13 protein-coding genes and 1 pseudogene are annotated in these 11,629 nt (G+C 64.0%); 6 read left to right on the top strand and 8 right to left on the bottom strand.

Going from position 1 to position 11,629, the window contains the following annotated elements; all coding sequences use genetic code 11:
- Positions 1-67: 67 nt before the first annotated feature.
- From DWB68_RS15125 to DWB68_RS15135, 4 genes and pseudogenes are all read right to left on the bottom strand, one after another.
- A complete protein-coding gene (locus DWB68_RS15125; RefSeq protein WP_119425955.1) occupies positions 68-763 on the bottom strand; it encodes a recombinase family protein in 696 nt (231 codons plus the stop codon).
- Positions 764-954: 191 nt separating this feature from the next.
- Positions 955-1,974, bottom strand: coding sequence for a thioredoxin-disulfide reductase (trxB, locus tag DWB68_RS15130; RefSeq protein ID WP_407645711.1), 1,020 nt, complete (start codon positions 1,972-1,974; stop codon positions 955-957).
- Positions 1,954-2,331 (bottom strand): annotated as a pseudogene (locus DWB68_RS16885) (arsenate-mycothiol transferase ArsC); the annotation flags it as partial. The gene trxB and the pseudogene DWB68_RS16885, both read right to left, overlap by 21 nt.
- Positions 2,328-2,690: an ArsR/SmtB family transcription factor gene (locus tag DWB68_RS15135; RefSeq protein ID WP_119425956.1), complete on the bottom strand. Its 363-nt coding sequence runs from the start codon at positions 2,688-2,690 to the stop codon at positions 2,328-2,330. The gene DWB68_RS15135 and the pseudogene DWB68_RS16885, both read right to left, overlap by 4 nt.
- A 142-nt stretch (positions 2,691-2,832) precedes the next feature.
- Between DWB68_RS15135 and arsB the strand changes: the two genes are divergently transcribed.
- The 5 genes from arsB (at position 2,833) to DWB68_RS15160 (ending at position 6,912) form a co-directional block, all read left to right on the top strand.
- Positions 2,833-3,906: an ACR3 family arsenite efflux transporter gene (gene arsB, locus DWB68_RS15140; RefSeq protein WP_119425957.1), complete on the top strand. Its 1,074-nt coding sequence runs from the start codon at positions 2,833-2,835 to the stop codon at positions 3,904-3,906.
- On the top strand, positions 3,903-4,310 hold the full coding sequence (locus DWB68_RS15145) for an arsenate reductase ArsC (protein ID WP_119425958.1): 408 nt from the start codon (positions 3,903-3,905) through the stop codon (positions 4,308-4,310). Before arsB ends, DWB68_RS15145 begins: the two co-directional genes overlap by 4 nt.
- 41 nt (positions 4,311-4,351) lie before the next feature.
- On the top strand, positions 4,352-5,656 hold the full coding sequence (locus tag DWB68_RS15150; protein WP_119425959.1) for an FAD-dependent oxidoreductase: 1,305 nt from the start codon (positions 4,352-4,354) through the stop codon (positions 5,654-5,656).
- 28 nt (positions 5,657-5,684) lie between these two features.
- Positions 5,685-6,326: an arsenate-mycothiol transferase ArsC gene (locus tag DWB68_RS15155; protein WP_119425960.1), complete on the top strand. Its 642-nt coding sequence runs from the start codon at positions 5,685-5,687 to the stop codon at positions 6,324-6,326.
- Positions 6,327-6,417: 91 nt separating this feature from the next.
- Positions 6,418-6,912, top strand: a complete 495-nt coding sequence (locus DWB68_RS15160) for a GNAT family N-acetyltransferase (RefSeq protein ID WP_119425961.1) — start codon at positions 6,418-6,420, stop codon at positions 6,910-6,912.
- A 71-nt stretch (positions 6,913-6,983) separates the two neighbouring features.
- Here DWB68_RS15160 and lspA read toward each other — a convergent pair whose 3' ends face one another.
- From lspA to DWB68_RS16060, 4 genes are all read right to left on the bottom strand, one after another.
- On the bottom strand, positions 6,984-7,517 hold the full coding sequence (gene lspA / locus DWB68_RS15165) for a signal peptidase II (RefSeq protein WP_119425962.1): 534 nt from the start codon (positions 7,515-7,517) through the stop codon (positions 6,984-6,986).
- Positions 7,514-9,421 carry a heavy metal translocating P-type ATPase gene (locus tag DWB68_RS15170; RefSeq protein ID WP_119425963.1) on the bottom strand — a complete coding sequence of 636 codons (1,908 nt, stop codon included), beginning with the start codon at positions 9,419-9,421 and terminating at the stop codon, positions 7,514-7,516. The genes lspA and DWB68_RS15170 overlap by 4 nt, the downstream gene beginning before the upstream one ends.
- On the bottom strand, positions 9,418-9,777 hold the full coding sequence (cmtR, locus tag DWB68_RS15175; protein WP_119425964.1) for a Cd(II)/Pb(II)-sensing metalloregulatory transcriptional regulator CmtR: 360 nt from the start codon (positions 9,775-9,777) through the stop codon (positions 9,418-9,420). Before cmtR ends, DWB68_RS15170 begins: the two co-directional genes overlap by 4 nt.
- Positions 9,778-10,292: 515 nt before the next feature.
- Positions 10,293-10,703, bottom strand: a complete 411-nt coding sequence (locus DWB68_RS16060; protein WP_147391710.1) for a hypothetical protein — start codon at positions 10,701-10,703, stop codon at positions 10,293-10,295.
- 150 nt (positions 10,704-10,853) lie between these two features.
- Between DWB68_RS16060 and DWB68_RS15180 the strand changes: the two genes are divergently transcribed.
- Positions 10,854-11,138 (top strand): helix-turn-helix transcriptional regulator, encoded by a 285-nt coding sequence (locus DWB68_RS15180; RefSeq protein WP_119425965.1) that lies wholly within the window; start codon positions 10,854-10,856, stop codon positions 11,136-11,138.
- Positions 11,139-11,629 lie beyond the last annotated feature (491 nt).

An 11,629-nucleotide genomic window follows, 5' to 3' on the forward strand; every position in this document is an offset into this window, starting at 1 on the left:
TGAAGCACGTCGAGGTCCTCGTGAAGATCAGGGAATTAGCGCTTCTGATCCTCGGGGACCTCGACCCCTACCCGCCGAACCTCACCCGGCGCGCCCTACCCCCACCGGATGTCCGAAGAGCCGGTTTTCCACGACGCATAGGCGCAGCACTCTCTTGTTGAGAGCGCGGCTTCTGAATCAGAGCTGTGCGCTCAACTTCTTGTTGGTGCCTGTAATAAGTGGCACGGGACCAGCCCACGAGTCCGGCTGCCTGCGCAGCAGTTCTCCCTTTTGCTCGTTCTGCCGCAACTACTTCCAACTTTTGGGACACGACCTCACGATCCACCGTAGGCCTCCCAAAGAGAGCGCCACGCTCTTTGGCGGCAGCGATACCTGCGGTCACGCGCTCGGAAATCAGTTCACGTTCGTACTCGGCCAGAGTTGCCAGGAGTCCGAGCATCAATCGGCCGGTGGACGTGGTCGGGTCGATGCCGTCCGAGATGGAGCGCACCTCGATGCCGCGAGCCCTCAGCTCGTCAACCGTGCTCAATACGTCGAGCAACGAACGCCCCAGCCGATCGATTCGCCAAACGACCACAACGTCGCCTGCCTGTGCATAGTCGAGGAGGTGACTCATGCCAGGTCGCGTCGCCACCGACTTCGCGCCCGAAGTGACGTCAGAGAAGATGTCGCGCTTCTGCACCCCGGCGGAGAGCAAGGCATCGAATTGAAGTGCTGCATCCTGCGCTTGGGTTGAAACGCGCGTGTATCCAAGTAGCCTCATGCCCCTAGTGTGTCTCAGATAAGGGGAGCGCGGCCAGTCCTGGCACAACTAGCGGCAAGACATGTTTACAAGACGCGACACCCCTCGAAAAACAGGGAGCGACGTTCGAATGTGATCAGCATTCGCTCTTGTCTCAAAAAACTGTAGTTATCCAAGACGCTGCATCCAGCAGTGAACCCGAACTCTCTGCACTACACCACAGCCGCGGATTCGGCAAGAGTTCGGGCGGAAAGATAGAACCAGACATCCTGTCCAGCGACGCAGCCGGAGCCGGCGGCCGTGATGGCCTGGCGGTAGGTGGGGTCCAGCACGTCGCCGGCGGCGAACACGCCGTCCACCGAGGTGCGGGAGGAACGGCCGTCGACGGCGATGGTGCCGGCGTCGGTGATCTGCACCTGGTCCTTCACGAGGGCCACGCGCGGGTCGTTGCCGATGGCGACGAACACGCCGGTGACGGCGAGCTCGGACTCCTCACCGGTGTTCAGGTTGCGCAGGCGCACGCCCGTGACCTTGTCCTCGCCGAGCACATCGGCAACCTCGGAGTTCCAGACGAACTCGATCTTGGGATGCGCGAGGGCGCGGTCGGCCATGATCTTGGAGGCGCGCAGCGAGTCGCGGCGGTGGATGACGGTGACCTTGGAAGCGAACTTCGTCAGGAAGAGGGCCTCCTCCATGGCGGAGTCGCCGCCGCCGACGACGGCGATCTCCTGCTCGCGGAAGAAGAAGCCATCGCACGTGGCGCACCAGGAGACGCCGTGGCCGGAGAGGCGGGCCTCGCTGTCCAGGCCCAGCTCGCGGTAGGCGGAGCCGGTGGCCAGGATGACGGTGCGGGCGCGGTGGATGGTGCCGTCCATGAGGACGACCTTCTTGATCTCACCCTCGAGCTCCACGGCGGTGGCGTCCTCGTGGAGCACCTCGGCGCCGAACTTCTCGGCCTGCTCCTGCAGCCTGCCCATGAGCTCGGGGCCCATGATGCCCTCGGGGAAGCCCGGGAAGTTCTCCACCTCGGTGGTCTTCATGAGCTCGCCGCCGGCCTCAACGGAGCCGGCGATGACCAGCGGCTTGAGCAAGGAACGTGCTGTGTAGATCGCGGCCGTGTACCCGGCGGGGCCGGAACCAACGATGATGACGTCGCGCACATCGGCGCTGGTTTCCTCGCCGAGAAGCGCGTGACTCAAGGCGCGGACACGAGCGTTGATGTCATCGCGCACGAGCTCCATGCGTTCGCGCCCATCGATGCCGCGCAACGAGGGCTCATCGGTTTTCCACCGTTCAACGACTGCGCCGTCGACCTCTGGCAACTGGGCTTCCTCGCCCAGAACGATGACTCGATCGGCGTCGAGCATCATCTGCTGGGTGAGCTGCTTGGGGTATTCGCCTGCAACGGAAGCGCCGACCGCTTCAAGGGTTTCGATGGACAGCGCGTGGAGCTTGTCGCCAGGCTTCGTGCCCGCGGAGGTGACCGCGATGCGATCACCGGCAAGTTGACGCATCAGTGCGGCGGCCATCTGAGACTTTCCGCCGTTCTTCACGCAGACGAAGACGACGGACGGCTGGGCATTCTTCACAGCTTCTCCTGAGGGGTGAGCGCGGAGGCGAGGGATTCGAGGGCGTTGGGGACGACGGAGTAGTAGGCCCAAACGCCGCGCTTCTCGCGTGCGAGGAGGCCGGCGTCAACGAGGACTTTCAGGTGGTGAGAGACCGTGGGTTGCCCCAAATCCAGCGGCTCCTGAATGTCACACACGCACGCCTCATCACCCTTCGACGAGGAGACGATCGAGAGAATCTTGAGTCGGTTTGGATCCGAGAGAGCCTTGAACTTGGCCGCCAGGCTCACAGCTTCGTCCTGCGTCAGACTCTGCGTGCCAGGCGCTGGCGCACAGCATGCAGCCTCCACCGACTCACCGGTATTGAGCGTAGTGGTCATGGCTTGCGAGCTCCTCACGGTTCAGAGATTGACGAACGTCGATGTATAGGATCATACTCAACACATCGATGGTTGTCGATCTATCCCTGAGGTGATTCCTGTGGCGCACTTGCGCGCTGACCCCACTGCTCCTCCCACTGCGATGGGAGGGCGGCTTTCCACCCTTGACCGGCTCCTGCCCATCTGGATTTTACTCGCCATGGGCGCCGGCCTTGCCCTGGGCAAGCTGGTTCCCGGTATCGGATCGGCGTTGGATTCCATCAAGGTCGCCGACGTCTCTCTTCCAATCGCCATCGGGCTGCTGGTGATGATGTATCCCGTTCTGGCCAAGGTCCGCTACAACGAGACCGGCGGGGTGCTGGGCGACAAGCGACTCATGATCGCGTCCCTGGTGATCAACTGGATTGCAGCCCCTGCGTTCATGTTCGCGCTGGCCTGGGCGTTCCTCCCAGACCTGCCCGAGTACCGCACCGGGTTGATCATCGTGGGCCTGGCCCGTTGCATCGCCATGGTGCTGATCTGGAACGACCTCGCCTGCGGCGACCGCGAGGCGGCCGCCGTGTTGGTTGCAGTGAACTCCGTCTTCCAGGTCATCGCTTTTGGCGCGTTGGGCTGGTTCTACCTGCAAATCCTGCCGGCTTGGCTGGGTCTGCCGACCACCTCGGCCGAGTTCTCGGTGTGGGCGATCATGCTCTCCGTGCTCGTCTTCCTGGGCATCCCCCTGCTGGCCGGTTACCTCACCCGCACCCTGGGCGAGAAGGCCAAGGGTCGCGCTTGGTACGAAGAGAAGTTCCTGCCCAAACTGGGTCCGTGGGCGCTCTACGGGTTGCTCTTCACCATCGTGATTCTTTTCGCCCTGCAGGGCGACGCGGTGTTGTCCAAGCCGTGGGACGTGGCGCGCATTGCCCTGCCGCTCCTGGTCTACTTCGCCGTCGTCTTCTTTGCAGGTCTGTTGCTCGGGCGCGCCCTCGGGTTGGGCTACGCCCGCTCGACGACCCTCGCTTTCACCGGCGCCGGCAACAACTTCGAATTGGCGATCGCCGTCTCGATCGCCACCTTTGGCGTGACGAGCGGCCAGGCCCTCGCCGGCGTCGTTGGGCCGCTCATCGAGGTGCCGGTCCTGGTGGCCCTCGTCTACGCAGCGTTGTGGCTGCGACCCAAGCTCTTCGCTTCACCCATCCCGGCTCCGGCCAATCTCATCAAGGAGAACGCATGAACGCGCCCAAGCCCACCGTCCTGTTCGTCTGCGTCCACAACGCCGGCCGCTCGCAGATGGCCGCCGGCTGGCTGCGCCACCTCGCCGGCGACCGCGTCGAGGTCCTCTCCGGCGGCTCCGCCCCCGCCGAGGGCATCAACCCCGTGGCCGTCGAGGCCATGCACGAGGTCGGCATCGACATCGCCGCCCACACACCGCGGGCGCTGGCCACCGACGACGTCCGCGCCTCCGACGTGGTCATCACGATGGGCTGCGGCGACGCCTGCCCCATCTTCCCCGGCAAGCGCTACGAGGATTGGGCCCTCACCGATCCGGCCGGTCAGGGCATCGACACCGTCCGCGCCGTCCGCGACGACATCAAGGCCCGCGTCGAGGCGCTCGTCGCCGAGATCCTCCCGGCCTGACCCCAACCCCTTTTCCGGACTTGAACTTCGAGGAACCCCTCATGACTTTGCAACTCTCTGTCCCGCCCACCACGAAGAACCCCCGCATGACGGGTCTGCCCGTCGCGATCATCGGCGCCGGTCCCGTGGGCCTGGCAGCAGCGGCCGAGTTGCTGGAGCGCGGCCAGGATGTCGTCGTCTACGAATCCGGCCCGTCCGCCGGCCACGCCATCGCCCAGTGGGCCCACACTCGCTTTTTCTCTCCGTGGGAGTACGTGGTGAATGAGGCCGCGGCGCGGCTGCTGGAAAAGCACGGCTGGGAGGCTCCAGAGGCGGCCAAGAACCCCAGCGGCGCCGAGTTCCTGCGCGACTACCTCCTGCCGCTGGCCCAGACCCCCGAGCTCGCGGCGGTCATCCGCTACGACTCCGAGGTGATGGCCGTTTCAAAGGAGGGCATGGACCGCACGCGCTCGGCCCGCCGCGCGCAGGCTCCCTACCAGCTCCAGGTTCGAACCTGTTGCGGCGTGCAGACCCTGAACGCGCGTGCCGTCATCGATGCGTCCGGCACCTACGGTCAGCCGAACTCGATCCTGTCCTCCGGTCTGCCTGTGCGCGACGAAAATGCTGCGGAACGCATCTTCAATGCCCTGCCCGACGTCTTGCACGAGGACCGCGAGACGTTCACAGGGAAGCACACTGTGGTGGTCGGTGCCGGCCACTCCGCCGCCAACACGCTGCTCAAGCTCGCCAACCTGGTCCGCGCGAACGACGGCACGCGCGTCACCTGGGTGGTGCGCTCGAAGAATCCTCACCGTGTGTACGGCTCGGCGGCCGATGAGCTCGAGGCCCGAGGCAAGCTCGGCACGGACCTGCAGGCCCTGGTGCGCGACGGGGTGATCGAGCTCGTTGACTCCTTCGAGATCGACGCCGCGTCGGTGGCCGACGGCCGCTTGGTTCTCAAGGGCCGACGCCGTGGCGAGGACTTCGCACTCGAGGCCGATCAGGCGGTCGCTGCCACTGGCTTCCGCCCCAACTTGGGGTTGCTGGCGGAAGTCCGCTTGGCCATGGACGAGATCGTGGAGGCGCCCCGCGCGCTGGCCGGGCTGATCGACCCGAACCTGCACTCCTGCGGCTCGGTTGACCCGCACGGCGTCGCCGAGCTCTCCCACCCGGACGCCAACCTCTACATCGCTGGCATGAAGTCCTACGGCCGCGCACCGACGTTCCTGCTCCTGACGGGCTACGAGCAGGTGCGCTCTATCGCCGACGACCTTGCCGGAAACCACGAAGCCGCGCGCCTCGTGCAGCTCGTACTGCCGGAGACCGGTGTGTGCTCCACCGACGCCGACGGCGGCTGCTGCTCCTAATAGGAACAACCAAGAGAAGGACTGTTCGATGAGCGAATCCAACGAAGTTCCAGCGCAGTTCAAAGACGTTCACGTGCTCGAGCGCGCCGTGGACAAGCTCAGCGATGAGTACCTGGGCATCTTCAGCCCAGAGACCATCCAGCGCTACGTCTTCGAGTCCTACGCGACCCTGGGACGCACCGCCAAGGTGCGCCTGTACCTTGCAACACTGGCGGTCCGCTTCGCCAGCGACCGTCTGGCAGCGCTGGCACACGCAAAGGGCGCCCGACCCTCGAAGAAGCCGCAGGTGCTCTTCGTGTGCGTGCAAAACGCCGGTCGATCGCAGATCGCAGCAGCACTGATGGAATGGACCTCGCTCGGCGCGGTCGACGTTCGATCAGCCGGCTCCCTGCCTTCGGGCGAGGTTAGCTCCACCGCGGTGGCGCTGCTCGAGGCCAACGGCATCGACATTCAAGAGGCTTACCCCAAGCCTCTCACCGACGACGTCGTTCGCGCCTCCGACTACGTCATCACCATGGGATGTGGAGATGCCTGCCCGATCTACCCGGGCAAGCAGTACCTGGATTGGGACGTCGCTGACCTCGACGGCGCGACCGAAGCTGAGGCCAAGGTCATTTACGAGGACATTCGCGGCCGCGTCCAGAGCTTGTGGAAGCAGCTTTCGGACTAGATGCACATCCCGGAGGGGAGGGCCCAATGGGCCCTCCCCTCCGGTCCTCCAATAGTTAGGATCAGCGTTGCCCCACACTCACATCAGGCCAATGCTCCCCAGCGACTGGCCAGCGGTCCGCGACATCTATGCGCAAGGGATCGCCACCGGCCACGCCACCTTCGAGGAGGCACCGCCCACCGAAGCTGCGTTCTTTGGCGGCAAGCTCGACGTCGGCCTCAATGTGGCCGAGCGCGACGGCGTCGTAGTCGGCTGGACTGCGTTGAGCCCTGTCTCCTCGCGCCAGGTGTATTCCGGCGTGGCCGAGCACAGCGTTTACGTGGACCCCGCGGCGCAGGGAACAGGAACCGGACGTGCCTTGATGGCTACGTTGATCAAGCAGGCTGATCTAGCGGGGCTGTGGACTCTGCAATCGAGCGTGTTCTCTGAAAACTCCGCGAGCTTGGCCCTGCATGATGCCCTCGGCTTTCGACGCATCGGGTACCGCGAGAGGATCGCGCTCATGACGTTTGGGCCTGCGGCCGGCACTTGGCGGGACACGATTTTGCTTGAGCGACGCGGGCGATGGAACGGTTTGGGCAACTGAAGCTACCGCTGTTGCCCCGTTCGTTCAGCGGCTAGCCGACGGTGGACAACTGCCGCGCCATGCGGGACGAGTCACCGTTGTGATTTCGCCGTTGCCGTTGGCCGATGCGGGCCAACAACCACAGTCCAAAACACCATGCCCATACCAATCACGACGAAAATGTCGGCGACATTGCCGATGAAGAGGTCGCCGTACGCGAGGAAGTCGGTGACGTGCCCGCTCCCTGGTGATGGTGGGTTGAGGAAGCGGTCGACGAGGTTGCCGAGCGCTCCTCCCAAGACCAACCCCAGCGCCAGGCCCCACTGCCTTCCGCGCTGTCGATGAGCGAGCACGGTCACTGCAATGCACGCAAGGATGCCGACCCCGGTGAAGACCCACGTCGCGTTGGTGCCGAGGGAGAATGCCGCTCCCGGGTTGAAAATGAGCGATAGCCCAAGCAGGTCTCCCAGGAGCGGGATGCGCTGGCCGGGGGAGAGGTGAGCCACGGCGAGGGCTTTGGTCGCTTGGTCGAGGCCCACGACGATGCCTCCAACCAGCAAAGTGGCGCCCAGCGAGCTCCCTCCTTGCCGCGTCGGCGCGGTCACACTGCCGCGTGGGGTTGTCATTTACGTTCCTTCTGGCTGCGGGCGGCTCGTAGGCCGTTGAGGATGACGACGACTTCAGCAATTTCATGCACGAGTACGACGGCGGCCAGGCCAAGAATGCCGAGGAGTGCGAGCGGGAGTAGCACTGCGATGATGAGCAACGACAAGGCGATGTTCTGGTTGATGATCCGCCGGCCCTTGCGAGCATGTTTGAAGGCCTTGGGTAGTGAGCGCAGGTCGTGGCCTGTGAATGCCACGTCGGCGGACTCGATGGCGGCATCAGACCCGGTGGCACCCATGGCTATGCCGACGTCGGCCGTGGCCAATGCTGGCGTGTCGTTGATGCCGTCCCCGATCATGGCAACGCAACCATTTTGGGCGAGTTCAGCGATCGCAGCAGCTTTGTCGTTGGGGCGCAGTTCCGCGCGAACGTCGTGGATCCCGGCTTGTTGGGCCAGAGTGTGAGCAGTTCGGGTGTTGTCTCCCGTGAGCATCGTTACCCCGATGCCCTGAGCTTCAAGCTCGCGTACGACTTCGGCCGCCTCGGGTCGGAGCTCGTCTCGAACTCCGATGGCAGCCACTGGACGCGCGTCGCGGTGTACGAGGACAACCGTCATGCCTTGCTGTTCTAGGCTCGCGATACTGCCGCCGAGCTGTCCGGCCTCAAGCCAGCGAGGACTGCCCACGGTGATGCGTGCGCCGTCGAGAGTGCCTTCGATGCCGTGCCCGGCCTGTTCGATGACCTTGTCGGCGTGGCGCTTCTCGGGTGAGGCGCTGATGATGGCCGAAGCCAGCGGATGAGTGCTGTGTGCTTCCAGCGCGGCTGCCCAAGTGAGGGCTTGTGCTCGTGTGGTGCCCTCCGTGGTGAGAACTTCAGCGACGACAGGTTCGTTTCGTGTGAGCGTTCCGGTCTTGTCGAATGCTGTGTGCCGGATCAAGCCGAAGCGTTCGAAGGCAGCCCCGGACTTGATGATCACGCCGAATTTGCTTGCGGACCCGATGGCCGCCACGACCGTCAGTGGCACTGAGATCGCCAGAGCACACGGCGATGCGGCGACAAGGACGACCAACGCGCGCGTAATCCACAGCTCCGGCTCTCCGAAAGCCGACCCGATGAGTGCCACAAGTCCGGCAAGGATCAGCACCCCTGGAACGAGCGGGCGGGCAATGCGGTCGGCAAGTCGCGCACGGTCACCCTTTTCGGCCTGCGCCTGTTCCACAAGTTTGACGATGGTAGTCAGTGAGTTCTCAGTGCCTGCCGCGCTAGCTTCGACCTCGATCGCGCCAGCCATGTTGATCGCACCCGCCGAGACAAGGTCACCCGGCTCAACTTCGACGGGGATTGATTCTCCGGTAATTGCCGAGGTGTCCAAACTTGAGCGTCCCGCGCGCACGATGCCGTCGGTTGCGATGCGTTCCCCAGGGCGTACCAGCATGATCTGCCCAGCCTGGAGATCCTTCGCGTCAATATCCACGGACGCATCTCCCTGCCGGATGGTCGCGGTCTGCGGCACGAGCTTCAGTAAGGCCCGTAGGCCGCCTCGAGCGCGGTCCATCGCCTTGTCCTCAAGCGCCTCGGCGATTGAGTACAGGAAAGCAAGGGCGGCAGCTTCTTCGACGTACCCCAAGAAGACGGCGCCGATGGCACTTATGGTCATGAGCAAACTGATGCCCAGCTTGCCCCTCATCAGTTTTCGGACCGCACCCGGCGTAAAGGTTGAAGCACCCAGAAGCAGCGCGAGCCAGAAAAGGGCCACGGCCACCGTCGGAAGCCCCGACCATTCAAACGCCAGCCCACCGAGGAAAGCGGTTCCGGAGAACACGGGAACCATGACCCCTCGATCACGCCACCAAGGACGCTCAAGCTCGTCGGCACCATCCTCACGAACGTCGGGCTTGTGTTCACATCCACATGCAGCGCTCACTGAGCATCACCACCGGCGCGACATCCAGGTTCGGCACAATCTGCTTTCACACAGTCGGCGCCCTCATCAACGGCAAGGCTCACATCCACCAGCGCCGTCAGCGCGGCAGCGAGATGTCTGTCTGAAATCTGGTATCGGGTCTGTCGCCCCTCCGGCTCGGCAACCACAATCCCACAGTCGCGCAAGCACGTCAGATGGTTCGACACGTTCGAGCGAGTAAGTTCCAATTCGCGCGAGAGCACGGCTGGGTAGCTCGGTTGTTCCAGTAGCGCCAAGAGAATCCGGGAGCGGGTCGGATCAGCCATGGCCCTTCCAAGGCGGTTCATGGCATCGAGCCGCGACGTAATAGTCAGCATGCACTGAATATACAGCTATTGCTGACCATTGTCGATCACGGCCGACGAAATCACGCGTGTACGCCGCTCAAGTCAGAGGCATGAACCTCCATGGTTCACTCTTCCTGAAATCGCTCGACAGGCATGTCCACCGGCAGGCTCACCACCACCGTCGCCACCAATTGGCGAGTCAGGGCCTGCCGCGCCGCCACACAACTTAGACCACCATTCAGCGCAAGATCGCGCAACGGCGACCGCTACTGCACATCATGATTTAGCAGTCGCATCGCTCGGCAATCACCACTAGGCCCTAGAGCTCCACAGCTCTGAGTCCCGCGAAAGGTTCGCCCTCATGCGGTTGAGTCCGCGGTGCGCGGCGGTGTATCCCTCCGCTCGAGAGACGCCACGTGAGGCGACAGCCGCCAGTAGCCCGTCGAAGATGAATTCGGTGGAGTTACGCCACCGAAGGGGCCGCGCGACGACTCGCAACGCCGAGGCCGCTCGCGCCCCATATGCCACAGTCAGGGGAGTGGTCCCTACATGTGCTCGATGGACGTTTTCGTCGTTCGATGTCGCCGAGCTGCCGCCCGGAAGCGCGGCCCCACACGCAGACTGTGGGTCTCTATACCCCAGGCGATCCACCCGGCACGCCCCCACGCGTGGGCGATCAACATTCGGAACTGACCCACCACCCGGTTCCGCTCGACCGAGCTGATGGTGCGGGGGAGAGGTTCCAGGTTTCGGGGATCAGGCCCTACCGCGCGGAACAGCTCAGAGAAGGTGGGCCCCTTGCCCGTTCGCTTTCGCGTGCGGGCGATGTAGATCGCCGCTTCCAGTCCTCGGACGGCCGTGCCGATGTCCGATGTTGCCTCGTCGAACGCGTGCACCCAATCCTCGGGAGGATTTTCCTCGGCATCGTGCCACCAGTGCCACTTGGCCGGCTCCATGGTCATTCCCCTTCCGCGAGCTGATGCTGAGCATGTCGACTCATACGTGCAGCTGCCCAGACGGCAAGGAGGAATTGTTGCGTATGACCATACGGATTATGCCATACGGGCTAGGCCATACGATCGCGCAACCGGCGCCAGGGTTGAAGGATGACTGGAGAGCGCGCACCAAGACCCGAGGACTGGGCGGCCTACGCCCGCGCTCTCGGCGTAGCTATGCAGCGCCGCCGGATCGATCTTGGACTCAGCCAGGAAGACGTGGCATACAGAGCCGGACTCAGCCGCTACACCTACCAGAAATTTGAGAAGGCCGAGTCGCGTCCCGGGACGCCGGCCAATCCAACCCTGAAGACCGTGTTGAGCATCGCGCAAGTTCTTCGCTGCGAACTAGGCGATCTACTGCCGCCACTCGCACCAGACCTTTCCGCACGCTGACTGCAGGCAAGGCCCTCCCGTGCCCTCAAGTTTCAGCGCACCCGAGACTCGGCGGCCGACCAGACCCCTGGCCGTGATCGGCGCTCCGGGCTTTCTTGAACACGAGCCGCTCGGGCATGCTCCTGGCCTCGTTGTTCTGCACGTCCAGGATCTGAGTACGGTTCAAGGCGCCATTCGAGAGCTACACAATGCACTGATCGGTGAAAGCGATAGTGTGCGCAGCCACGTGTGGGTGCTATTCTACGCACGACCCGAAACCGAAGGCGCCGCGCTACCGCTGTCAGCAGCGGAAGCAGAACGACTGGTTAACCTGGCGCTGCTGTCTACCCCGCGCGAACTAGCGGAGGCGCGCAACCACCCCGTCGGACATTTGCCGTCATGGGCCATCGTAGGAAATGAGGGCCTTGACCCTCGATCGTGGACACGGTGTCGGTTCGGTTATGCCGCTTCCGCGAGGGTAGCGGACGTGGTCTCCGCGTAGGCGGTCTCGT

It is taken from the genome of Galactobacter valiniphilus (assembly GCF_003575975.1).
In the GTDB taxonomy this organism is placed as follows: domain Bacteria; phylum Actinomycetota; class Actinomycetes; order Actinomycetales; family Micrococcaceae; genus Galactobacter; species Galactobacter valiniphilus.

Bases quoted from the DNA above. Each gene is read 5' to 3' on its own strand.
- DWB68_RS15125 (WP_119425955.1), bottom strand. From the start codon at position 763: ATGAGGCTACTTGGATACACGCGCGTTTCAACCCAAGCGCAGGATGCA.
- DWB68_RS15135 (WP_119425956.1), bottom strand. From the start codon at position 2,690: ATGACCACTACGCTCAATACCGGTGAGTCGGTGGAGGCTGCATGCTGT.
- arsB (WP_119425957.1), top strand. From the start codon at position 2,833: ATGGGAGGGCGGCTTTCCACCCTTGACCGGCTCCTGCCCATCTGGATT.
- DWB68_RS15145 (WP_119425958.1), top strand. From the start codon at position 3,903: ATGAACGCGCCCAAGCCCACCGTCCTGTTCGTCTGCGTCCACAACGCC.
- DWB68_RS15150 (WP_119425959.1), top strand. From the start codon at position 4,352: ATGACTTTGCAACTCTCTGTCCCGCCCACCACGAAGAACCCCCGCATG.
- DWB68_RS15155 (WP_119425960.1), top strand. From the start codon at position 5,685: ATGAGCGAATCCAACGAAGTTCCAGCGCAGTTCAAAGACGTTCACGTG.
- DWB68_RS15160 (WP_119425961.1), top strand. From the start codon at position 6,418: ATGCTCCCCAGCGACTGGCCAGCGGTCCGCGACATCTATGCGCAAGGG.
- lspA (WP_119425962.1), bottom strand. From the start codon at position 7,517: ATGACAACCCCACGCGGCAGTGTGACCGCGCCGACGCGGCAAGGAGGG.
- cmtR (WP_119425964.1), bottom strand. From the start codon at position 9,777: ATGCTGACTATTACGTCGCGGCTCGATGCCATGAACCGCCTTGGAAGG.
- DWB68_RS16060 (WP_147391710.1), bottom strand. From the start codon at position 10,703: ATGGAGCCGGCCAAGTGGCACTGGTGGCACGATGCCGAGGAAAATCCT.
- DWB68_RS15180 (WP_119425965.1), top strand. From the start codon at position 10,854: ATGACTGGAGAGCGCGCACCAAGACCCGAGGACTGGGCGGCCTACGCC.